14 protein-coding genes are annotated in these 23,883 nt (G+C 71.6%); 10 read left to right on the forward strand and 4 right to left on the reverse strand.

Annotation, left to right across the window (positions count from 1 at the left end):
* Positions 1–22 precede the first annotated feature (22 nt).
* Positions 23–2,071, forward strand: coding sequence for an OmpA family protein (locus WME75_RS10970; protein ID WP_437489557.1), 2,049 nt, complete (start codon positions 23–25; stop codon positions 2,069–2,071).
* 183 nt (positions 2,072–2,254) lie between these two features.
* Here the strand turns inward: WME75_RS10970 and WME75_RS10975 are convergent, their stop codons facing one another.
* Positions 2,255–5,653: a DNA methyltransferase gene (locus WME75_RS10975; protein WP_437489560.1), complete on the reverse strand. Its 3,399-nt coding sequence runs from the start codon at positions 5,651–5,653 to the stop codon at positions 2,255–2,257.
* A gap of 250 nt (positions 5,654–5,903) precedes the next feature.
* Between WME75_RS10975 and WME75_RS10980 the strand changes: the two genes are divergently transcribed.
* From WME75_RS10980 to WME75_RS11005, 6 genes are all read left to right on the forward strand, one after another.
* Positions 5,904–6,218, forward strand: a complete 315-nt coding sequence (locus WME75_RS10980) for a response regulator (protein WP_437489563.1) — start codon at positions 5,904–5,906, stop codon at positions 6,216–6,218.
* 217 nt (positions 6,219–6,435) lie between these two features.
* Positions 6,436–6,831, forward strand: coding sequence for a chemotaxis protein CheD (locus tag WME75_RS10985; protein ID WP_437489566.1), 396 nt, complete (start codon positions 6,436–6,438; stop codon positions 6,829–6,831).
* Between the two features lie 5 nt (positions 6,832–6,836).
* Positions 6,837–8,525 (forward strand): chemotaxis protein CheA, encoded by a 1,689-nt coding sequence (locus WME75_RS10990; RefSeq protein WP_437489569.1) that lies wholly within the window; start codon positions 6,837–6,839, stop codon positions 8,523–8,525.
* A gap of 55 nt (positions 8,526–8,580) precedes the next feature.
* Positions 8,581–9,135 (forward strand): chemotaxis protein CheW, encoded by a 555-nt coding sequence (locus WME75_RS10995; RefSeq protein WP_437489572.1) that lies wholly within the window; start codon positions 8,581–8,583, stop codon positions 9,133–9,135.
* Positions 9,132–10,127, forward strand: coding sequence for a CheR family methyltransferase (locus WME75_RS11000; protein WP_437489575.1), 996 nt, complete (start codon positions 9,132–9,134; stop codon positions 10,125–10,127). Before WME75_RS10995 ends, WME75_RS11000 begins: the two co-directional genes overlap by 4 nt.
* Positions 10,106–11,785, forward strand: a complete 1,680-nt coding sequence (locus WME75_RS11005; protein ID WP_437489578.1) for a methyl-accepting chemotaxis protein — start codon at positions 10,106–10,108, stop codon at positions 11,783–11,785. Before WME75_RS11000 ends, WME75_RS11005 begins: the two co-directional genes overlap by 22 nt.
* A gap of 50 nt (positions 11,786–11,835) precedes the next feature.
* Here WME75_RS11005 and WME75_RS11010 read toward each other — a convergent pair whose 3' ends face one another.
* Positions 11,836–14,247: an MXAN_6577-like cysteine-rich protein gene (locus WME75_RS11010; protein WP_437489581.1), complete on the reverse strand. Its 2,412-nt coding sequence runs from the start codon at positions 14,245–14,247 to the stop codon at positions 11,836–11,838.
* Between the two features lie 201 nt (positions 14,248–14,448).
* Between WME75_RS11010 and WME75_RS11015 the strand changes: the two genes are divergently transcribed.
* On the forward strand, positions 14,449–16,980 hold the full coding sequence (locus WME75_RS11015) for a DUF3656 domain-containing U32 family peptidase (RefSeq protein WP_437489583.1): 2,532 nt from the start codon (positions 14,449–14,451) through the stop codon (positions 16,978–16,980).
* Between the two features lie 123 nt (positions 16,981–17,103).
* Here the strand turns inward: WME75_RS11015 and WME75_RS11020 are convergent, their stop codons facing one another.
* Positions 17,104–18,390, reverse strand: a complete 1,287-nt coding sequence (locus WME75_RS11020; protein WP_437489586.1) for a trypsin-like serine protease — start codon at positions 18,388–18,390, stop codon at positions 17,104–17,106.
* A gap of 550 nt (positions 18,391–18,940) precedes the next feature.
* Here WME75_RS11020 and WME75_RS11025 point away from each other — a divergent pair.
* Entirely contained in the window at positions 18,941–20,155 is a 1,215-nt protein-coding gene (locus WME75_RS11025) for a metallophosphoesterase (RefSeq protein WP_437489589.1), read from the forward strand.
* Between the two features lie 336 nt (positions 20,156–20,491).
* Here the strand turns inward: WME75_RS11025 and WME75_RS11030 are convergent, their stop codons facing one another.
* Entirely contained in the window at positions 20,492–20,758 is a 267-nt protein-coding gene (locus tag WME75_RS11030) for a hypothetical protein (protein WP_437489591.1), read from the reverse strand.
* A gap of 318 nt (positions 20,759–21,076) precedes the next feature.
* Here WME75_RS11030 and WME75_RS11035 point away from each other — a divergent pair, with 318 nt between their 5' ends.
* Entirely contained in the window at positions 21,077–23,464 is a 2,388-nt protein-coding gene (locus WME75_RS11035) for a glycoside hydrolase family 9 protein (protein WP_437489594.1), read from the forward strand.
* The last annotated feature ends 419 nt before the right edge of the window (positions 23,465–23,883 follow it).

Here is a 23,883-nt window from a genome sequence, read left to right on the forward strand (position 1 = left end):
AACGATCAGCAGGTGTAGCGCCATGAAGGATCGCATCCGGTTCGAACGGGAGCTCGAGCTCCTCCTGGGCAGCGAATCAGAGCGCGAGCAGGAGCAGGGACAGGCCAGCTGGGAGCGGGCTCTGTTCAAGGCGCTCTGGGGCGGCGAGCGCCGCATCAACACCCTGCTCAAGATCGGGCGCGATGCCGGCGGTCGCGACCCCAAGACGCTGCGCAGCCGCGTGCTGAGCCTCTTGCGCGTTCCCTTCCCCAACCCCGCGCAGGCCGGCGGCGTCGATTGCGAGAAGAACGTGCGCGATCTCGCGACCGCGAGCCCCGACCGCCCCCCGATCCTCTTCACCGGCCGTTACGAGTCGAAGCGCGCCTCGGGCCACCGCTACTTCTGGGCCATCAACCAGGCTGGCAATACCATCATCGCCATCCGTACCGCGCGCGGCTACATGAAGAAGCCCGAGTACTGGGAGCTGCGCGGCGATGTCCAGGCCGATGGCACGGCGGTGCTGTTCCAGGTGGACAAGCCCGACAAGCTCTGGGGCTACCTGCAGCAGCAACCGGACCGCACGATGCGCTGGCACAGAGGCAGCTATCTCGGAGCCGACAAGAAGCGCGTGCTGGTCGACGGCGGTTCCGAGCACGACGAGGTCCTGCAGCTGTCCGCCGACAATCGACCGACCATGATGATGTCGCTCTACACGTCGGACGACAACTACTTGAGCGTCCTGCTGCAGCAGCGCGAGTGGTTTCCGCTCACGACGCCGGCAGCCGACTTCGTCCAGGAGGGCGCGCGCGCCGACGTGCTGCGCGACCTCTTGACGGACTACCTGAAGACACCCAAGGGCATCACCTACGCCGAGCAGCAGGCGAAGCAGACGGCGGCTGGAAGGCTGGTCAACTACGTCGAGCACCTCTTGTGGAACGGCGATGCCGCGCTACGGCCCGACGTCGTGCCGTCGCAACCGCTCAAGGCGCACGGGGAGAAGGCGCGCAAGGTGCTTCCGCAGGGCCACCACAACAACGCCGTGCTCGCGCAGCACGTGGCCAAGATGTGGCTCGCGCACGAGAAGCTGAACCATGCGGGCGAGAAGCGCAGCTTCCTTGACTGGCTGACGAAGCTGGCGCAGGAGCGGCAGGAGACCCGGCTGGCCAAGCTGCTCGACGTGCCGCTCACCCTCTCGCGCTCGGCCGGCAAGCATCAGTATCGGCTCAAGCTGGAGGTCGCGAGCTTTGGCGTGGTGCTGCAGTATGCGGAGGGCACGCTGGTGGTCGAGAAGCTGAGCGCGCCGAAGTGGCCGGGCCCGCGCGCCTATGACGTCACCTTTGTCGGCGGCACGCTCAAGCCCAAGCTCCCCGATCGCGACGTGCTGTTCGAGCTGGTCCTGGCTACCGACCAGGAATGGATGCCCGACGACTTCGAGGGCACCTTGTGGCTCGGTGAAGTGGGTGTGTCGGCGGGAAACAAGTGGGTCAAGGGCGGCGCGACCGGCTCGGGCGGCTACCTGCGCAGCAGGAACGGCCTCACGCTCGCGATCGACGAGGACCTCGACGTGTCGGTCGGGCCGGGGCGCGGCAAGTCGAAGAAGCCCAAGGTCAAGTTCGGCGCCGAGCTCTTGGTGGGGAGCGTGCGCCACAAGAAGAACAAGCTGATCGACCTGGCGACCTACTTCGCCGCCAGCAAGAACGTCACCGGGCATCTGACAGCCGCGCCGCACTTCTGCTTCGGCAGCTCACTGTTGACGCCGGCCGCGCGCCAGCTCTTGCGGGTCACGTGCGCGGATCAGCTCGCGGCCCTGGCGAACCCGGAGAGTCAGATCTTCATCCTCGGCCACACCGATCGGCGCGACACGATCGAGCGCAATCGGACCCTGTCCGAGCTGCGCGCGAAGAACGTGAAGACCGCGCTCGAGGACATCCTCGGCACCACCCTGCGGGTACCGCCTGGCCGCATCAGCGCGGTGGGCTTCGGCGAATGGATGGCGATCGCCAAGCTGCGGCCGGATCAGGTCAAGAACCGCGAAGACCGCCGGGTGGATCTGATGATCAACGGGGCGCTCGTGGCGACCTTCCACGACTGACGGTCGACGATCTCAATCCGGCGGGCCACGCAAGGCCGAGGACCTGCTCGCAATCGCTCACGGCGCGCGCACCGTACGCCGACCCCATCATCGGCACGTTCACTGGTCGGCGAGATCTTCACCGCGACCGGGTTCGCGAGCCCTGCGCAATAGGTGATGTGCGCGTGATCGGGGCGGTTGGTGCTAGCCGCCGGACCGGCCCCGGCGCCCCGGCCCCGGCGCGCGCGGCGGCTCGCCGGGCCGCGGGCCGCGCTGCTCGGCCTCCCCGCGCCGCCGCTCCTCCTCGGCGGCCCGCGCTTCGTTCAGCGCGAAGAGCCGGTCGATCACCTCGTCCTCGAAGGCGCTCGCCGCGCTCCGCTCGCCGGGCGTGACCGGCGTGGTGTACGGCGGAACCTCGATGTCGCCGAACCCGTACGCGGCGAGGACCGCGCGGTCCATCTCCTCGTGGAGCCGGCGGAGCTCGGCGACGCCCGGGCGCGCGCAGGCAGGGGCCTTGAGGAGATTGTACATCGCGGTCAGGCCCTCTCCCAGCTCGACCATCAGCGCTGCGCGCGCGGTGTAGAGGCGCTCGCCGGCGGCCTCGACGCGCCCGCCCGCGGCGAGGTGCTCCGGGGGAGGGAAGGGGAACGTCTCCACGCAATCCGACGGCGCGTACCGGAGGCCCTCTCCCATCGTCGAGGAGAGCAGGCGCGCCCACGACTCGTGCGCTCGCGACTGGAGGACCGCGAAGCGCGCGTAATCGTCGATGGCGAACACGCACAGCTGGTCCGAGAACGTCCGCCCCGCCGGCTGGAAGGCGAAGCACAGGTGCTTCGTCACCCGCGCCGCGACGAGGCAACGCCCGAGCGGCGCGATCGTGCGCCGGAGCTCCGGACGCGGGTTGGCGAACTGCCACCATCGCGCCCGGTGGCCCGCGTCGACCCCGGTGAGCCTCAGGCGATCCCGCGCCGGCTTGACCCGACTCCGCACGATCGACAGGAGCGCGGGCCAGCGCCCCGCGTCCTCCAGCCCGCGCTCGCCGAAATCGATGACGTGGCGGTGCGGGCTGTGCGAAGGCGACGAGTTGACCTCCTCGCCGCCCAGGAACGGGCGGAGCACCTCGCCGGCCGCCGGGTCGCCCGCGCAGAGCGCCCGCGCCTCGCCGTCGGTGAGGACGAAGCCGTCGCCGCGGAGGAAGCAGCCGATGAAGCAGAGATCCCGGCTGGACTCCAGCGGCCTCGGGTCGGGCCGCTCCGGCATCGCGCGCAGGTGGGAGTTGATGTGGCGGACAGGGAGCCCGTCGAGCCGGGGCGGCGGGACGCCGTCGGCCGGCGACATGCCCACGGCGAGGTGGACGACGGCGACGTGGACGGCGGCATCCCCGGGCCACGGGACGCTCCGCACCGCGTGGTAGATGACCGCCCGCCCCGCCTCGACGAGCGGCTTCAGGCCGGATCGCCGGGTGTCGCCCTGAGCTATCGTGTTCGTGGCGATGAGCCCCACCGTGCCGCGATCCCCGAGCAGCGCGGCCGCGCGGCGGAAGAAGTGGGCGGCAAGATCGGTGTTCTTCGTGGCGCCGTGCAGCTGCTCGAGCCACGCGGCGTAGGTGTCCCCGTGATCCGTCGAGATCCGCTTTCCCCCGAGGAAGGGCGGGTTCCCCACGAACGCGTCGAGCCGCGCCGGCCCCGGGGCGCGATCGCCGTCCGGACGGTCCGGGCGCGGCTCCTGGAACACCTCCGGGAACTCCAGCGCCCAGTGGAGCGGCGGCAGCGGCGGCGCCCCGCTCGGCGCGCCCTCCCCCGGCGCGCCCTCCCGGAGCGCCCGCTGCATGGCCAGGAGCTCTTCCGGAGGCGGCCCCCCGCCGCGGAGCCACGCGATCGCGAGCTGCGCCCGCCGGTCGCGCTCCTTCAGCCGGTCCCTGTCCTTCGCGTACGCGAAGAACGCCCCCACCACGAGGTCGCCGAGGAGCCGCGCCCGGCCGATCGCCTCCTCCGCCGCGCGCGCGAGCCGCTCCCGCTCGCGCGCCGCGCCGCCGTCCCCGAGCCCGGCGAGCTGCTGCCGCAGCGCGAGCGCCCGCTCGATGGCGGCGTCGATCGCCTCGCAGCCCGCCGGCAGCGGCGCGGCGGGCTTCCAGTGGAAGCCGCGCAGCTGGGCGAGGTCGAGCCCCACAAGCGAGTCGCCGTGCCGGAGGGCATGATCGACGAAGGTGAACGGCTCGTCCCGCGCGCGCGTCACGAGCCAGAGCGACAGCCTCGCCAGGCTCACGGCGAAGGGGTTCTTGTCGGCGCCGTACAGGCAGCGCCGCGCCACGAGCCGCCGCGCCTCGCCCACGACGTCCTCGCCCGACCGGGCGAGCCGCTCCGCCGCGGCCGCGTCGCCGCGCGCCGCCTCGCGGGTCCAGGCGGCCACCACCAGGTCGGCGAGGTACCGGCACGCCTCCATGAGGAACGCGCCGGACCCCATCGCCGGATCACAGATCGCGAGCCCGAGGAGCCGCGCCGACGGCGGCTCCTCGCCCATCTGCCGGAGCAGGGGAAGTAGCGGAAGGAGCGGAAGCGGCGGATCGAGCGGAAGCGGCGGATCGAGCGGAAGCGGCGGATCGAGCGGAAGCGGCGGAAGGAGCGGAAGCAGCGGATCGAGCGTCCGCGCGACGATGGGCGCGGACAGGCTGCGCGGGGTATAATGAGAGCTTGTCCGCCGCCGCTCGGCGCCCGGCTGCAGGAAGAGCCGCCCCGCCCCGAGCACCTCGGTGTCCCTCGCGCGCAGCGGACCGAGCGCCTCGAGGAGCTCGGCCTCGGTCCTCGCGCCGGGGAGCGCCTCGCCGAGCTTCTTCGCCTCGCGTCGCGAGAGCCCCGCCCGCTCGGCGAGCCACGCCGCCCGCCGCGCCGCCGGCTGCGCAAGCGCCTCGGCCGCGCTCACCCAGACCCGCTCGGGCCGGAGGCACACCGTCGGACCGGCGGCGCGCTCGACCCGGTAGCCCATGAGCGCCTCGTAGAGGCCGCCGAGCTGCTCGACGTCGAGCGCCCGGTACGACAGCGGCCGCCCGTCGAGCACGAGGAGCCGCTCGAGCACCGCGCACACCGTGGCGTCGTCCACCGACGGCGCTTGCCAGGGACCACCGCCCCCCGCGCGCTCCAGGAACGGGTAGCGCTCGGGGTCGAAGAGCTGCCCTCGCCGCGCCGGCAGGGTCAGCTCGGGGCGGGAGATCCCGTGAAACACGGCGCGGAACAGCGCGACGAGCCGCGCCCACGCCCCGAAGCGCCGCCGCATCGCGGCCGGGCGCGCGACGTGCTCCGCCTCGAGCTCCCCGAACAGCGGGAGCACGCCGAGGTGCGCCGCGTAGTGCGGGTGCTCGACCGGCAGGAGCCCGCGGGCCTCCGCGTGGAGCAGGAACACGAGCCGGAGGAGCGCGGTGAGCAGCCCGCCGTAGAGGTGCTCCGGACCGCGCGCGAGGGCGTCCTCGAGCGCGTCCGGCCCGTCGCGCTCGGCCGCGTCCTCGAAGCCGCGGAGCAGGACGCCGAGCGCGTCAAAGGCCCGATCCGCGAGCGCGCCCGCGACGTCTACCTGCTGCGCCCTGCTGTCCCCGGGGACGGGCTGATCCATGCCGAGCCCCGGAGTGTACGCGAGCGTCGCGCGATCTGCTGCAGGTTCTGCCTGACGAACGTCACGAGCGGCCGGACCGCCGGCCGAACTCGAATGGAGCTGTTTCAGTCTTCCTCGCGCGCGCTCCCCGGGCGCTTGACGGCCGTCGGGCGGAGCCCAATAGGGCATCTCCCAAGCTCATTCCTGGCGCCGTGATGGTGCATGCCTGTTGCAAATTTCTATTGAAGGCCCCGCCGACTCTCATGGTGGGGTGGTCCTGCTCCGGGGGAGACGCCCTGTAGGTAGGTTTGTAGGTAGGTGGAAGAGGGGGAGTCATGGTGGCCATGCGCGATGGCCGGATCTCATCCTCCTTGATGTCGTCATGCCGCACATGAACGGGTTCGACGCCTGTCGGCAGCTGCGCGCGGATGATGCGACGCGCAGCACGCCGATCCTGCTCGTCACCAGCCGGAGCGATGTCGCGCACATGGAAGAGGGATTCCGGTGCGGCTGCTCCGATTTCGTCACGAAGCCCATCGACACGATGGAGCTCCTGGAAAAGGTCAGGAACTGCCTTGGCGACTGACACGGCGGCGAGGGCATCCGAGGGCACACGTCTCGCCCCTTCCAGCGGCGACGATGGATCCGTACCCCTGCCCGACGATGTCGGCGGAGAGGAGAGGACCAGTCCGTCCGACCCAAGGGCGCCCTCCGCGTCGGTTGGACCGCCCAGCTGGCGCTCGCTGCCGGCGGAGGCCCAACACATCATGCCAGGCCAGCTGTTCGCCTCGCATGAGCCGACCATGGTGACCACCATCGTTGGGTCCTGTGTGGCGATCTGCCTCTGGGACGCTACCACCGGCGTCGGCGGGATGAACCATTACGCGCTTCCGGAATGTCCAGGCCAGAGGGTGGCTTCGGCCCGCTTCGCCGAGTTCGCATGCCAGCGCCTCCTCGAGCGCCTCGTGGAGCTCGGGGCCTCCAGCCGGGCGATGCAAGCGCGCGTCGTCGGGGGCGCCTGCCTCATCTCCGCGTTCCGGGAGCGCGGCACCCACCTCGGCGCCCAGAACGTGGATGCCGGGCTCGCGTTCCTGCGCGCGGAGCGGATATGGATCGCCCAGCTGGACACGGGCGGCGACCGGGGACGCAAGATCGTCTTCCGGACGAGCGACGGCGCCATCTCGATCCAGCCTCTGTGAGCCGCATGGACTGCGATCGCGACGAGCTGCTCCAGACGTTCATGCCAGAGGCGCACGAGATCCTCGACGAGATCGAGCGCGCTTTGCTGCAACTCGAGACTGGCCGCGACGCTCACGAGGTCCTCCAGCGCATCTTCCGCGCCACCCATACGCTCAAGGGGAGCGCCGGCTCGGTAGGCCTCGGCGGCTTGAGCGAGCTCGGGCACGCCGCCGAGGACGTCATCGAGGCGCTCTGCCGCGGCGAACTCCCGCTCTCGACGCCCGTGGTCTCGCTGCTGCTCGAGACGGTGGACGCTGCCCGCCGGCTCGTCGCCGAGGTCGAGCGGGGGCAGGCCGAGCGCAGCACCTCGTACAGAGAGGTCGTCGCGCGCCTGGAGGAAGCGCGGCGCGGAGGGCTGAAGGCGAAAGAGGACGCGGGGGCGGCGAGCGCGCGCCGCGCGACCGAGGAGGACGCGGAGGGAGCGACGAGCCTCAAGAGCATCCGTGTCGCCGTCGAGAAGCTGGATCGCATGGCGGATCTCATCGGAGAGCTCACCCTGGGCCGGAACAGGATCGCTCGGACGCTCCGCGCGGTGCGCGGCGATGCCGGCGCTGCGCTGCGCGACGAGATGGAGGAGCAAGATCGGCTCTGCAAGGAGCTGGAGGAGGCGGTGCGCGCCGCGCGCATGGTGCCGGTCGGCCCCTGGTTCCGGCACTACGAGCGCACGGTGCGCGATCTCGCCCACGCGCACGGCAGGCAGGCGCGCCTCTTCGTCGTGCACGGCGACGTCGAGGTGGACACGGCCGTGGTCGAGCGGTTCCGGGACGCCCTGACGCACCTCCTGCGCAACGCGATCTGTCACGGCATCGAGCCGCCCGAGGCGCGGCGAGCCGCGGGCAAGGACCCCTGCGGCATGATCACCCTGCACGCCGCGCACGAGCGGGGCGGCATCGCGCTCCGGATCTCCGACGACGGCGCCGGGATGAGCCGCGAGCGCATCGCCGCCCGCGTCTGCGCGCTGGGGAGGCACCCGGCGCCCGAGACGCTCCCCGATCATGAGCTCTTCGGCCTCGTGTTCGAGCCCGGGTTCTCCACGGCGGCGGAGTCGTCCCACCTGGCGGGGCGCGGCATGGGCATGGATGTCGTGCGGCGCAGCGTGGAGTCGATCCAGGGTACGATCCGGATCGAGAGCCGTGAAGAGCACGGCACGTCGCTGTCGATCCAGCTCCCGCTCACCCTGGCCACCATCGAGGGGCTCTCCGTCGGGATCGGCGGCGAGCGGTACGTGATCCCGCTCCGCGCGGTGCTCGCCTGCTGCGATCTGCCTCGCGGCACGCTCGCGCACGGCGGCGCCCAGGGGCTCATGATCCGGCGCGGACGCGCGCTGCCGTGCGTCCGCCTCCGGGCGCTCTTCGGGCTCGGCGGATCTCCCCCGCCGGATGAGCGCGTCGTCATCGTCGCGCACGACGGCGCCGAGGCCGGCCTCGTGGTCGACCTCCTCGACGGCGAGGGGCGCACGGTGGTCAAGCCGCTGGGCCAGCTGTTTCGCCGTGTCCGGGGCATCTCCGGCTCGACTATCCTCGGCGACGGCAGCGTGGCGATGATCCTCGACGTCGACGCGTTGCTCGGCGGCGTCCTCGGGGACCTCGGCCCGGTCGATGCCCCCGACGAGCGCAGGGCAGCGCCATCGGCCGCCGGAGGCAGCCCAGGATGAGCCGGCGTCCCGGCGCGCAGGGCGCCTGTTTACCATCTCTCCCAATGGAGGCGTCATGATCTCCGACGCGTCGAGCCCCGTAACGCAATACGTCTCCTTCATCATCGCGGGGGACGAGTACGCGGTGAACATCCTCCGGGCGCGGGAGATCGTCGAGCACAGCGTCACATCGCGGGTCCCGATGATGCCAGCGTGCATCGTCGGCGTCATGAACCTTCGGGGCCGCGTCGTGCCGGTCATCGATCTCGCGGTCAAGCTCGGGCTGCCGCCGACGAGGGTGAGCCGGTGGACGTGCGTCCTCATCGTCGAGACCGAGCTCGACGGCGAGAACACCCGCCTCGGCCTGCTCATCGACGGCGTGGGCGATGTGCTCACGCTCTCCGAGGACGAGATCGAGCGCGCGCCGGCCTTCGGCGCGCAGGTGCGCGTGGATCAGCTGCTCGGGATGGCGAAGGTGGGCCAGAAGCTCGTGCTGCTGCTCAACATCGACCGCATCCTCTCTCCGGCGGAGCTCTTGGCCCCGGCGACGCCCGGCCCCTCGGCCCCCGGGGCCCCGCCGGCGCTCCCAGGCAGCCACGGTGCGCCGGCCGGCGAAGGGGACAGGCCATGATCTCGCTCGCCGAGCTGGGCCCGCGCGTCCTCAGTGACGAGGAGTTCGCGCTGTTCCAGAGGCTCGTCAAGCGCGTCTCGGGCATCGCGCTCGGCCCGCAGAAGAAGCCGCTCCTGCTCTGCCGCCTCGGGCCCCGGCTCCGCGCGCTCGGGCTCCGCAGCTTCGGCGAGTACTACCGCCGCGTGACCGCGCCGGGCGGCGAGGGCGAGCTCGTGCACATGCTCGACTGCATCTGCACGAACGAGACCCACTTCTTCCGGGAGCGCGATCAGTTCGAGCTCCTCGAGCGCGAGATCCTCCCGGCGTGGCACGAGAGCGCGGGCCACGGAGCGTCCTTCGCGCGCGGCCGCCGCCCGCTGCGCGCCTGGAGCGCGGCCTGCTCGACCGGGGAAGAGCCCTACTCGATAGCGATGTCGTTGCTCGACAGCCTGCCCTCCCGGGATCGCAGCGACGCGGCGGGACAGGCGCCGCCATGGACCGGCGTCGCGTCGACCGGCGCTCCGGGGATCTGCATCCTCGCGACGGACCTGTCCGTCCGCGCGCTCGACCAGGCGCAACGCGCGGTGTGGCCGATCGAGCGGGCCTCGGAGATCCCGGAGGAGCGCCTGCGCACCTACATGCTCCGCGGGACGGGCGCGAGCGCGGGCCTGATGAAGGCCCGGCCGGAGCTGCGCAGGCTCATCACCTTCCGGCGCTTCAACCTGCTCGACGCGGCACCCAGGCGATTCGGCCTGTTCGATCTGATCTTCTGCCGGAACGTCCTCATCTACTTCGACGCCGCGACGAAGGCGTCGATCGTGGCGAGGCTCATCGCCAGCCTCGCGCCTTCAGGGTACCTGTTCCTCGGACACGCCGAGGGCCTCCACGGGACGGACCACCGCGTGCGGTGCGTCGCGCCATCCGTTTATCGGCTCCAGCCCCCGGCGGGGCTCGAAGGAAGCCGCAACACATCTAGCCCGGAGCATGCATCATGCTTGCGCATATCGGAGTAGGCCGGAAGCTCTACCTCGGCTTCGCCGCCATGGTCGTCATCGTCCTCGGACTGGCGGGCACGGCCTACAAGAGGTTCGCGGAGCTCGACGAGGCCCGCTCATGGGACCAGCACACGTACGAGGTGATGCTCACGACGAGCGAGATCATGGAGTCGCTGCTCGACATCGAGACAGGGGAGCGTGGCTTCGTCATCACCGGGGTGGAATCGTTCCTGGAGCCGTACCGCAGCGGGCGCGATCGGTTCGAGCAAAGCATGAGTCGTGCCCGGGAGCTCACCAGGGACAACCCGCGCCAGCAGGCGCGCCTCGAGAAGATCGACAAGCTCCAGGACGAGTGGCTCTCCTCCGTGCTGGAGCCGATCATCCAGCAACGCCGCAGCGCGGACGAGGTGAAGGCGCCGGCGGATCGCGCCGTCGAGGAGGTCAGGAAGGGGCGCGAGAAGAGCCTCATGGACCGGATGCGCGCGGCGCTCAAGGAGATCGACGACGAGGAGATCGCCCTCCTCGGCCAGCGGCAGGCGGCGACGAACGCGCTCGTCAAGACGATGTACGTGACGCTGCAGATAGGAGGTCTGCTCGCGATCGTCGTCGCCGCCGTGCTCGCCGTCGTCTTCAGCAGGATGATCCTCTTGCCGTTCACCCAGGCGGTGTCGATCCACCAGCGCATCGCCGAGGGCGACTTCACGGGCGACGTCAAGGTGAAGAGCTCCGACGAGTTCGGCCAGATGCTCGGCGCCGTGAAGGCCATGTCGGAGCGCCTGGCGGGCCTCATCGGCGAGGTCCGGAGCGGCGCGATCTCGGTCTCCTCGGTCTCGGTGCAGCTCTCGGCGACGGCGCAGAGCCTGTCGCAGGGCACCAGCGAGCAGGCGGCGTCCGTGGAGGAGACGATGGCCAGCCTGCAGCAGCTGAGCGGCACGATCGCGAAGAACGCCGCCAACTGCAAGCAGGTCGAGGAGACGGCGCACCGGAGGACGAGGGACGCGGAGCAGAGCGGTCAGGCGGTCCGGGAGACGGTCGAGGCGATGAAGGCGATCACCCAGCGGATCGTGATCATCGAGGAGATCGCGTACCAGACGAACCTGCTCGCCTTGAACGCCGCGATCGAGGCGGCTCGCGCGGGCGAGCACGGCAAGGGGTTCGCCGTGGTCGCCACGGAGGTGCGGCGGCTGGCCGAGCGAAGCCGGGATGCGGCGAAGGAGATCGGCTCGTTCGCCGCGTCGAGCATCGTCGTCGCGGAGCGCTCGGGACAGCTCATCGCGGAGCTCGTCCCGTCGATCCGGGAGACCGCGGAGCTGGTGCAGGGCGTCGCCGTGGCATCCAAGGAGCAGTCGAACGGCGTGGCCCAGATCAGCGGGGCGGTGGAGATGATAGAGCAGTCCACGCAGCGCAACGCGGCGATCTCCGAGGAGCTCGCCAGCACGGCGGCAGAGCTCTCGGCGCAGGCAGAGCAGCTCCAGAACGTGATGGCGTCGTTCCGCCTCGCGCAGGAGAGCGACGGCGACCCGGGCCACAGGCCCGCGGCGCCGGGGCGTCTACCGGACCGCCGCGGCGGCAGGGCGCTGTGGAGGCCGCCGCAGAAGGGCCCCCCGAGCGGCGGCGCATCGAGCAACGGGCGCGTGCCGCACGCCGCGGGCGATCAGGACTTCGTCCCGTTCTAGCTCCTGTCGGAGAGGGGGATCCGCGGCGCCGCCCGGCGGCGCTGCGCGGGTCAAAGATGGATGTTGAGCTCGTAATGGCCGGAGTCCGACGTGCCGGAGCCGTCGAACTGGCTCACGTTGAGCGCGTAGTCGCCCTCCTCGCCGCTCGTGTCGACGCTGATCAGGACCGCCTGGCCGGCGTCGAGCCGCACGAGCGCGCGCGAGCTCCTCCCGTCGCTGGCGCAGGCTATCTCGGGACCCCTGCACCCGCCCAGGCGCACGGACAGGACCGTCTCGATCGTGGAGCCCACGGTGTTGATGTCGTAATATCCCTCCGCGGGCGCGGTGAAGGCATAGGTCACCTCGCCGCCGGGGTCCCCGCCGCACTCGGGCGTCAGGACATCGAGAGAGCCTTCATTGTTGCCCGTGACCGTCTGAGGGACCGAATCGCCGAGATCGAAGAGCGGGCACGGCGGCACCTCCTGCTGGGTGACGTGGAGCGTGTACTCCCCGCTCGCTTCGTAGCTGTCCACGGCGACGATCACGGCCTGACCGGCGGAGAGGGGCAGGGTCAACCGCGAGTGGGTGACGGCCCCCTCGGGGTCGGCGTCGTCATTGCACTTGAGCGAGGGGCCGGCGCATGCGCCGTCCCGCACGTCCAGGAGCGTGTCGAACGTCGAGCCCTCGGTGTCGAAGGTATAGAGGGCGTAGGCCGGGGCGGTGAACAGGTAGGTCGCCTCGGGAGCCCCGAAGTAGCCGCAGACCGGCGCGAGGGCATCGGAGAGCCCCGCGGTCGTGCCTGTGACCGTCTGCGGCGCCGTCGAGCCGAGATCGATGAGGGGGCACGCCGCCTCGGTGACCTCGAGCGCGTAGTCGCCCGTCTCGCCGTAGCTGTCCAGCGCGATGACCGCGGTCTCGCCGGCCGCGAGCGGGAGCACGGCGCGCGCAGGCTGGGACGAGCCGTCGAGGCACGTGATGACCTCGCCCCGGCACCCTTCGCGGCGCACCTCCAGGAGGACGGGGAAGCTCGATTCCGTCGCATCGAACACGTACACGCCGTCGTGCCGCGCGGTGAAGCCGTAGGTGGCCTCGCCGCCGCTCGTGGGCGAGAAGCACGCCGAGAACACGTTCGGGAGGTCCTCGTTGTTCCCGGTCACCGTCTGCGGGACCCTCGAGCCGAGGTTCACCGCCGGGCACGTCGGGGCTTCGAAGATCTCCAGCGTGAACTCGGGCAGTGGGCCGCTCGGGCTCGCCACGGCGACGAGCGCCGTCTTCCCGGCCTCGAGCTCCGCGACCGCGCTCGTCTGGCTGGAGCCGTATGCGCACGCGAGCGACCTGCCGGTGCAGGTGCCGTCGTCGAGGACCTCGACGATCAGCTCACGGGAGGCGGCGCGCCCGCTGAAGACGTAGAGGCCGTCCTCGGGGGCCGTGAAGGTGTACGTGGCGTCCTGGCTCGAGGCGATGTCGCACTCGGCGTACACGGAGTCCTCGAGCCCGAGGGTCGAGCCCGTCACGGTCTGCGGGACGACGGCCTCCAGGGCGGTCGGCGCGCACACGATCGGCCCCGGCTCGGTCACGCGCAGCGTGAAGTCGCCCTCCGCGCCGCTCACCACCACCAGGACGGGCTCGCCCTCGGCGAGATCGACGGCGATCTGCGACTGGAGGCTCCCCGCATCGTCGTTGCAGGCCAGCTCGGCGCAGGTGTCCGCCCGCAGCGCCCCGAGCGCCGTGTCGTGGGAGGCCTCGAAGGTGTCGAACAGGTAGGTCCCCGCGTGGGGCGCGGTGAACAGGAACGTCTGATCGGCCGCGCCCGACCCCGCGCAGCTCAGCGAGCGGCCGTCGTCGGCGCCGGATGTCGTGCCGCCGACCCGCTGAGGGACGCCGGAGCCGATGTCCTGGGAAGGCTCGGCGCTGCACCCGCATCGGCCGTCCTCGCACGGCCGCCCGGGGTCGCAGGCGCGGTCGCACCGGCCGCAATGCTGCGGAGCGGCGGTGAGGTCGACGCAGGCGCCGGCGCAGTCGGTGAGGCCCTCCAGGCACGTCCGCTGGCACAGGGCGCCGGCGCACGCGCGGCCCGGCTCGCACGGCTCACCGCACTTGCCGCAATGGTTCGGGTCGGTGCGCGTGTCGACGCAGGCGCCGTCGCAGCGCTTCACGTGGCGGTCGTCGCCGCACGCCAGCGGGTCGCCGCCCACGCCGTCGGTGCCGCCGCCGCCGCCGCCACCTCCCCCCTTGCCCCCCTCCTCGCATGCGCCGTCGATGCACGCCTCCCCGGCCGGGCACGCCACGCCGCACGCGCCGCAGTTCGCGCGATCGGAGCGCAGCGCCACGCAGACCCCGTCACAGGCCGAATCGGGAGGAGCGCAGACCTCCGCCGAGCTGACGTCGCTGGAGCACGCGGAGGTCGCCGCGAGGACCGCGGCTGGGAGCCAGAGCACGGCCGCCGACAGCGCGTACCTGAAGCGAAGACCGTCTCTGTTCATCGGCATCCCTCTGCGGCATGCGCCATCGGGGCGCCTGGGCGGGCGGCGGATCGGTGCTCTAGCGGATCGTGCCCCACCTCGGGAAGCCAGGTCAAGGCGCCCGGGCGCGGCCGAGCCCGCCGGACGAGGCGCTTTCCCGCTTTCCAGGACGCCGCTCGTGTCAGGGCGACAACGGCGCCACCCCTTGCTAGAACCGCCCGCATGATGCGGCCCGCGCGCCCTGAAGTCCTCGCCCCGGCCGGTGATCGCGCCGCCCTCGAAGCCGCCGTGCGCGGCGGGGCCGATGCCGTCTACTTTGGCCTCCGGGGGGGCGCCGCCGGCGCCGGCGCGGCGGCGGCCTCGCCCTTCAACGCCCGCGCCCGGGCCGCGAACTTCGACGCAGCGGAGCTCGCGGAGACGATGCGCTTCCTCCACGCCCACGGCGTGAAGGGCTACGTCACCCTGAACACGCTCGTGTTCGACGACGAGCTCCCGGCGGTCCGCGGCGCGATCGAGGCGTGCGCCTCGGCCGGCGTCGATGCGGTCATCGTCCAGGACCTCGCGGTGATGCGCCTCGCGCGGGCGCTCGCGCCCGGGCTCCCGATCCACGCCTCCACGCAGATGACCTGCACCGACGCGGCCGGCGTCGAGCTCGCGCGGTCGCTCGGCGCCGCGCGGGTCATCCTCGCCAGGGAGCTCTCGGTCGACGACATCGCCGCCATCCGCCGGGCGACCGACGTCGAGCTGGAGGTCTTCGTCCACGGGGCGCTCTGCATCGCCTACTCGGGGCAGTGCCTCACGAGCGAGGCGATCGGCGGCCGCAGCGCCAACCGCGGCGCCTGCGCCCAGGCCTGCCGCCTGCCCTACCGCCTCGTCGTCGACGGCGCGCTCCGCGACCTCGGCGACGCGGCGTACCTCCTCTCGCCGGAGGACCTCGACGCCACCGACGTCATCCCCGACCTCGTCGCGCTCGGCGTCGCCTCGGTGAAGATCGAGGGGCGCCTCAAGGGCCCCGAGTACGTCGGCGCCACCGCGCGGCTTTACCGCGCCGCCATCGACGCGGCGCTCGGCGCCGGGGCCGGCCCCGGGGCGATGGACCGCGAGGCGGCGCTCCAGGCGTTCTCGCGCGGCTCGGGGCCCGGCTTCCTGCGCGGCGTCGACCACCAGCGCCTCGTCGACGGCCGCACCTGCGACCACCGCGGCATCGAGGTCGGCGAGGCGCGCGGCGTCGGGCGCCGGCGCGGCCACGAGGTCGTTGTCGTGCGCGCCGCCCGGCCGTTCGCGCGCGGCGAGGGGATCCTCGTGGAGGGCGGCTTCGCCGGCGAGGGCGAGATCGGCGGCCGCATCTGGGGCCTGTGGGCCGACGGCCGCGAGGTCGAGCGCGCGCCGGCGGGCGGCGACGTCGAGGTGTGGCTCGGCCCGGACCGGCCCCTGCCGGACGACGTGCTGCGCGGCGCGCGCGGGCTGCGCGGGCGCCGGGTCTTCCGCACGAGCGACCCCGCCGGCGCGCGCGCGGTCCGCGAGGCGCTCGATCGCGCCCCGCGCCGCGTGGCGATCGACGTCCGCCTGGAGGGCCGCCTCGGCGAGCGCCCGCGGCTCTCGGCGGCGACCGAGGACGGCGCGTCGGCCGCCGTCGAGGTCGACGCCGCGCTCGGCCGCGCCGACAGGTCGCCGCTCGACGAGGCCACGCTGCGCAAGCAGCTCGATCGGCTGGGCGACACGCCGTTCGTCCTGCGCGGCGTCGGGCTGTCGCTCGACGGGCCGGCGCTCGTGCCGCCGTCGGCGCTGAACCGCGCCCGCCGGGCGCTCGTCGCGGCGCTCCTCGAGGCGTCGCACCGCCCCCATGCGTGCGCTCCGCTGCCGGCCGAGGGGCTCGTCGCCGGGGCCGTCCCGCCGGCCATCGAGCCGCCGCCGCCCGGCCTCTTCGTGCTGTGCCGCAACGTGCGCCAGGCGCGCGCGGCGCTCGACGCCGGCGCGAGCGGCGTCTACCTCGATTTCCTGGAGATGGTCGGCCTCGGGGCCGCGGCGCGCGAGCTCATCGCGGCGGGGGCGTCCGTGGCGGTCGCGCCGCCGCGGATCCGCAAGCCGGGCGAGGAGAAGATCGACAGGTACCTCCTCTCGCTCGGGCCGGCGGCGATCCTGGTCCGCAGCTTCGGCGCGCTGCTCGACGCCTCGCCGGGCGTGCCCCGGATCGGCGATTTCTCGCTCAACGTCACGAACAAGCTGGCCGCGCGCGAGGTCCTCTCGCGGGGGCTCGCCGCGTTCACGCCGTCGTTCGACCTCGACGCCGCGCAGCTCGTGGCGCTGCTCGACTCGCCGTTCGCGCCGTTCGCCGAGGTGGTCGTGCACCACCCGATGCCGCTCTTCCACATGGAGCACTGCGTCATCGCGGCGACCCTCTCGGAGGGGAAGGATCATCGCACCTGCGGTCGTCCGTGCGACGAGCACGCGCTGTCGCTGCGGGACCGGGCGGGGATGGATCACCCGCTCGAGGCGGACGTGGGGTGTCGCAACACGGTGTTTCACGCGGCCCCGCAGAGCGCGGCGCACCTCGTGCCGAAGCTCGCGAAGAGCGGCGTGCGTCGGTTCCGGATCGAGCTCGTGCGCGAGGACGCCGAGGGGGCGCGGCGGGTGGTGGAGGCGTACCGCCGGCTGCTCGCCGGGGAGGCGGCGCCCGCGGAGGTCACGCGCGGTCTGCGGGCCGAGGGGAGCTATGGAGTGGTGAGGGGGTCGCTGCGGGTGCTGCAGGCGTGAGCGGGGGAGGGGGAGCGAGGTCGCGGGCCGGCTCACGCCTGCTCGGGCGCACCTCCCCGGACCGGTGGCGACGGCGGAGTGACGCCCGCGGACAGGGGCGAGATGCGCTTCGCGCCCTCGCTCCTACAAACGCTCGACGAGGAAGCTCCGGGCCTTGTCGTCGAAGTTGTGGGGGGCGAGGTTCGCGTCTGTCGTGAAGACGCGCGACTCGAGCGAGTACACCCAGAGCCCGTCGTAGAGCGTCACCTGGAAGCCGGGGGGGACGCGGACGGAGCTGACCGTCTGGTCCCATGGGGTGCTGTAAAAGTAGCCGGAGCCGACGCCGTACATCAACGATGCGCCCGAGTAGTTGGCGTGCTCGTAGAAGGTGACGACGTCCAGCTGCGGGTCCGAGGCGTTCGAGACGACGATGCTCGAGATGGCGTCGTTGAAGCCCGCGGCCACGAGGTCCGTGTCCGAGGTGAAGATGCGCACCTCGCCCCCGAAGTGGTGGTGGATGAAGGCCGTGACCCGGAGCCCGGCGGGGACCCGGATGGCGCTCGCGCGGTTGTCGCCGATGACCGTCAAGTTCGGGAGGTTGTGGTGGCCGAGCCCGAAGCCCTGCGAGATGCCGGAGAAGTTCGAGAGATCGTGGAGCACGACCTCGCCGGCGGGATGGACGGTGGGGCCGCCAGCGATCGTGGCGTCGATCCACGCGCGGTGGCGCGCCACGTCGACGCCGGTGACCGTCGCGTGCAGGTTCGTGCCGTCCTGTCCGTTCGAGGCCGAGAACACGGCGACCTGACGCCCGTCGACGAACCACGGGCCGCCCGAGTCGCCGCTCCAGCCCGCGCCCGTCACGCCCGTCGCCAGGAGCTCCTCGTCGTTGCGCCAGCCATCGATGTGGAGCGTCGCCTTCTTGAGCGACGGCGCCATCACCAGCGGCGTGCCCTCGCTCCCCCAGCCGTAGGCCGTCGCGCTGCTGCCGACCGCGTCCGACGTCGCCTCGGCCAGCTGGACGAACGGTCCATCGGCGTCCTCGGTCAGGTGGAGCAGCGCGATGTCGGCGACGGCCGAGGGCACCTCGACGGCGTCGACCGCGATGCGCTGGCCCTGGCCGTACGTGTTGCTGCCGACGCGCACCGCCGACGTCTCGCCCTCGTCCGCGATGCAGTGCTGCGCGGTGAGCACCCAGCGCGGCGCGACGAGGGTGCCGGTGCACTGGTAGAAGTCGCCGGTGCTCCCGCGCACGTCGAAGACCTGGACGGCCCAGGGGCTCGCCTCGGCGACCTCGCCGCCGACGATCGCGGACGAGTGCGACCCGAGCGGCTCGTCCGACGCATCGGCGCCAGTGCAGGCCGAGGAGAGGCCGAGCGCGGCGCCCGCGCAGACCACGAGACAAAGCTTGTTACCAAGTTCTTTCTTCTTCATTCTGTCTCCACATCATCATTCATGTTCGGAGGATCGTTCGCGCCGCGGGAGTCCGCCTCGGCCAGGCGGCTGCCAGCGCCATCGAGGTCAAGCCAGCGATTGTCAGCAAGCCGATGGATGGGGCCTGTGATGACGGCATGCCCGGCTCGGCGGCGCGCGTACGAAACCCGCGCGCGAACGCTCAAGAATCACATACGGAGTATGGTGCGTTACCCGGAGCGGCGCCAGGCGGCGATCTGGAACGGCCGCGTTCGAGGCGTGGAACAAGGGGCCATCCCGCTGTTCGCATCGAGCTGCATCTTTATGATGCGTGAGCTAGCGCTCCCGGACCTCCGCGGTGAGGGGAGCGCTGCGCCACACGCGGCCTGTCGGACGGCCGCGGCGGCGTGCTCCTGGGCTCGGCGTTGACCGCCGAGCTCACAGGCTCGTTCGACCCCTCGAGCGGCCCCGGGCGCCTGGCGCGGACGCGCTGGACGCGGGAGACTTGGCATCCGACCAGGCAAGGCAGACCGCGGTGGCTCTGCGCGCCTGGGTCGCCTGGAGCCGCCGATTGAAGTCCCTCTCCCCCGTCGTCCTGTTCTGGGTGGCCTCCGTCCTGGCCTGGCTCCTCGTCGTCGTGGCGGCGAGGCGCCGCCGCGGCCCGCTCTACGCGCGGTTCGTCGGCGTGCTGCTCGGCATCCATACCCTGATCGCGTGCGCCCTCTTCCGCCACGCCGGCCCGCTCGCGCCGGCGTTCGCGGTCCTCCAGGGCGCGGTGTACCTGCACTTTCTCCTGCTCTCGCGCCCGCGGATGCGCCCGCTCGCCTACCGGCTGCTCGTCAGCATCCCCGCGTCCTACTTCGTGGCGGCCATCCTCCTGTCGTTCCCGTGGGCCATCGCGAGTGGCCTCGGGGCGACGCCGTACGGCCTCTGGGTGCCCTTCGCCCTCGCCGGCATCGGCATCGTCCAGTCGCTCACCGCCCGCCGCGAGGAGGTCGAGCTCGTCGTCGACCGCGCTCCGGTCGAGGGGCTGCGCCGCCACCCGCTCCCGCGCGAGGAGCCGCTCGGCGCGCGCCGCCCCCTTCGCATCGTCCAGATCACCGATCCTCACATCGGTCCCTTCATGTCCGTCGCGCGGCTCCGCGGCATCTGTGAGCGCGCGGTCGAGCGCGATCCCGATCTCATCGTGCTCACCGGCGATTACCTGACCATGGAGTCGCAGGACACCGCGGAGCACCTCGCGGAGGCCCTGTCCCCGCTCCGCGCCCTCGAGGGCCGTGTGTTCGCGTGCCACGGCAACCACGATCACGAGTCGCCCCGCCACGTCGCGACCGCGCTCGCCCGGGTGGGGGCGCGCCTGCTCGTCGACGAGGCGGCGCTCGTCGAGACCGCCGCAGGGCCGGTCCAGGTCCTCGGGATGGACTTCCATTACCGCGATCGCGCGGAGCGCATGGCGGCGGTCTGCGCCCGGCACCCGCGCGTGAAGGGGGCGCTCCGGCTCATCCTGCTCCACGATCCAGGCGCGTTCCGCCTCCTCGGCGAGGGCGAGGGCGATCTCGTGCTCTCGGGCCACACCCACGGCGGGCAGCTCGGCCTCGTCAGCCTCGGCGGCTCCTGGACCATCCTCCGGCTCTTCGTGAACATGCCGGATCACGGCCTGTGGGCCCGCGGCCCCGACCGGCTCTACGTGCACCGCGGGACAGGACACTACGGCTTTCCCCTGCGGCTCGGCGTGCCCGCAGAGGAGAGCGTCCTCAAGGTGCACCTCGCCGGCGACGGCGCATGACGGGTCGGGCGCTGTCGCCCTGCCGGCCGGCGGTTGTGCAGCGGATATCGCGAGGGGTGAATTTAACGCAAAGACGCAAAGGCGCAAAGACGCAAAAAGAAAGGGATTGAGTGCGCCAGAGCGAGATGGCCGAGGTCGTCGTGGACGCGGCGACGCTCACGTGTCCAGCGGTCTGCGAGTGGGAATTCCCCACCCCATATCTTTTCCTTTTAGCGTCTTTGCGCCGTTGCGCCTTTGCGTTGAATTCTCGTCTCCTGCAAGCCGCGAGGAGTCACGCCTTCATGTGAACTCTCTCCGGGCAGATGCGACCACTACACCCGGGTGCGCGAGGGCCGCTCAGGCCTTCCCGAGGAACTTGCGCACCTCGGATTCAATGGTGCTGCCGGGGACGATGAACGGCTTGTCCGTGATGTCGACGGAGAAGCTCTGCGCGGCGACGGAATAGGTCCCCTTCACCGTCCCCGCAGGCGTGGGCACCGAGAAATCGCCCTTGCCCTCGTTGCCGCTGAACTTGCCGCCGGCCTTCTCGATCGCTGCCTTGGCCTTCGCGACGATGTCTTGAGAGGTACCGCTGAAGGGGACTGAGAAGCTGTGCTTTGCCATGTCGTCTCCTTGGAGTGCTCGGTCGCGATCCTGGTGCGACGCGATGCTCGGCGGAGCCTAGTGTGGCCGCGCCAGCGGTACCAGCGCGAATCGACCGGGGCCCGAGCACCACGCCCGAGCACCACGGATGCGCGCGCACCGGCTCCGCGGCCTCCGGGGCGCGCGCGCCGGCTCCGCGGCCTCCGGAGGCCGCGGGCTCGCAGGACGGCGCGCGCCCCCCGGGGGGATTCAACGCGCCGGCGAGGATTGGGCTTGACAAGATGGGCGAATTTGCCGCTTTTTGTGCGCTTCTTGCACCCAGCCGTGAATCGAGGACTTATGAACCACCCCATTCTCAAGCCGTGGATCCTCAGCCGAGCGGGGCGGGGGTCCGCGCTCGTGCTCGGCGCGCTCGGCGCGCTCGGACCGAGCGCTGGATGCGCGATCTCGCAGGGCACCGGACCGGAGGTCGCGCCCTCCGCCGGCGGTGACACGGGCGCCGCGGGGAGCCCCGGGGCCGCGCAGACCAACCTGCTCAAGGCCTCCGACTTCAACGACAACAAGAGCCTGCCCTGGACCACCTCGTTCACCGCGCCGGGCGCGGGCAGCGCCGAGGTGAAGAGTGGCGCCTATTGCGTGACGGTGACGAACAAGGGGTCGAACAACTGGGACGCCCAGTTTCGCCACCGGGAGATGGTGATCCAGAAGGGTCACAGCTACACGATTCAGTACAAGGCCTGGGCGTCCGCGCCCACGAAGGCGCGCCCGAAGGTCGGCATGTCGGGCCCGCCTTACGAGGAGTACTGGTCGGACACCGTGGAGCTCGGCACCGAGCCCAGGACCCTCTCCGGCAAGTTCTCGATGGCGAAGGCCGACGACCCCACGGCGGAGCTCGCGTTCCACATCGGCGGCGCGATGGCGTCGTCCAAGGAGCCGTTCGAGGTCTGCATCGACGACATTCGCCTGGACGACGCGGAGTTCAAGGCCAGCGCGGCCGCGACCGCCGTGGCGGCGCCGAAGGTCGCCGTGAATCAGATCGGGTATCTGCCGGGCGCGATCAAGGTCGCGAGCGTGAGCAACGCGGCGACCGCGCCGCTCGCGTGGGAGCTGCTCGACGGCGCCGGCAAGCCGGTCGTGCGCGGCCAGACCAAGGTCTTCGGGAAGGACGGCGCCTCCGGCGATCACGTCCACCTCGTCGATTTCACGATCGTCAAGGCGCCGGGCCAGGGCTACGTGCTCAAGGTGGGGGAGGACAAGAGCTTCCCGTTCGACATCGGCGCCGGCATCTACCAGAAGCTCAAGGTCGACGCGCTCGCGTATTTCTACCACAACCGGAGCGGCATCGAGATCAAGATGCCCTATGCCGGCAAGCCCGAGCTGGCGCGCCCGGCGGGGCACCTCCACGACAAGAGCACGCGCTGCCTGAAGGACAGCGGCTGCGACTATGCGCTCGACGCGTCCCGCGGCTGGTACGACGCCGGCGACCACGGCAAGTACGTGGTCAACGGCGGCATCTCGGTGTGGACGCTGCTCAACTGGTACGAGCGCACGAAGCACCTCGGCGCCTCGAGCGCCGACTTCGCGGACGGCAAGCTCAACATCCCCGAGGGCAAGAACGGCGTGCCCGACATCCTCGACGAGGCGCGCTGGGAGCTCGAGTTCCTGATGGGCATGCAGGTGCCGGAAGGCAAGCCGCTCGCCGGCATGGTCCACCACAAGATGCACGACGAGTCGTGGACGGGCCTCGGCCTCGCGCCGCACGAGGACAAGCTCGCGCGCTTCCTCCACAAGCCGAGCACCGCGGCGACGCTCAACGTCGTGGCCACGGGGGCGCAGTGCGCGCGCATCTGGAAGACGGTGGACGCGGCGTTCTCGGCGAAGTGCCTGAAGGCCGCCGAGCGCGCCTGGGCGGCGGCGAAGCAGAACCCGGCCCTCTACGCGCCGCCCGGCGGCGACAAGGGCGGCGGGCCCTACGACGACACGGACGCCAAGGACGAGTTCTACTGGGCCGCGGCGGAGCTCTTCGTCACGACGGGGAAGCCGGAGTACAAGCAGTTCCTGCAGGCCTCGCCGCTCAACGCGCGGTTCCCGACGGAGATCGAAGGGGGCGCGGCGTCGATGAACTGGCGGGTCACCGACGGGCTCGGCCAGATCTCGATGGCGATCGTGCCCGGCCACGTGGACGCGGCGTGGCAGAAGGAGATCCGCGGCCGCATCGCGAAGGCGGCCGACCAGTACCTCGCCATCGCCGACAAGGAAGGGTACCGGACGCTCGTCGCTCGGACGCCTGCAGGCAAGTACGACTGGGGCTCGAACTCGGGCGTGCTGAACAACATGCTCGTGGTGGCGCTCGCCCACGACTTCACCAAGCAGCCGAAGTACCTCGACGGGGTGGTGCTCGGCATGGACTACCTCCTCGGGCGCAACCCGCTCGGGCAGTCGTACGTGACGGGCTATGGCGACAAGCCGCTCGAGAACCCGCACCACCGGTTCTGGGCCCATCAGGCGAACAGCAAATACCCGAAGGCGCCGCCCGGCGCCGTGTCCGGCGGCCCGAACTCCTCGCTCCAGGACCCCCATGTCCAGAGCGCCGGCCTGAAGGGGTGCGTCGCGCAGCGGTGCTTCGTGGACCACATCGAGGCCTGGAGCGTCAACGAGATCACGATCAACTGGAACGCGCCGTTCGCGTGGGTGACCGGCTTCCTCGACGAGAAGGCACGGCAGTAGCCGGGTCGAGCGAGCGAGCGAGCGCGGCCGCCCTCTCGTGTCGGCTGCCCCTGGGGGCGCCCGCCCCTGCCGGGGCCGTCACAACGGTTGACATCCCTGTGTCAAGCCTCAAATAGAAACAGCCGTCGGTGCTGGCGCGCAGCAGCGCTGCCGTGCGGCGGCGCTGAGAACCTGAAGAGGCCGGTGAACAGAACAAGCCGGCATCTCTTCAGGTCGCTCGGTTTCTCCTCTCCCGCAGGTCTCCGGCAGGCTCGCAGGCTGGAACGAGCTGGCTGGAACGAGCTGGCTGGAACCGCCGGGTGGAACGAGCTGGAGCCGCGCGTGGCGCGGGAGCGTTGACAGTTTCGCGGCGTGGGTATAGGGTAGGTCCTGACGAATCGCCGAGGCCGTCGAACCGAGCTGGACTGCAGCTCCCGTTC

The organism is Sorangium sp. So ce1014, assembly GCF_051521505.1.
In the GTDB taxonomy this organism is placed as follows: Bacteria; Myxococcota_A; Polyangia; order Polyangiales; family Polyangiaceae; genus Sorangium.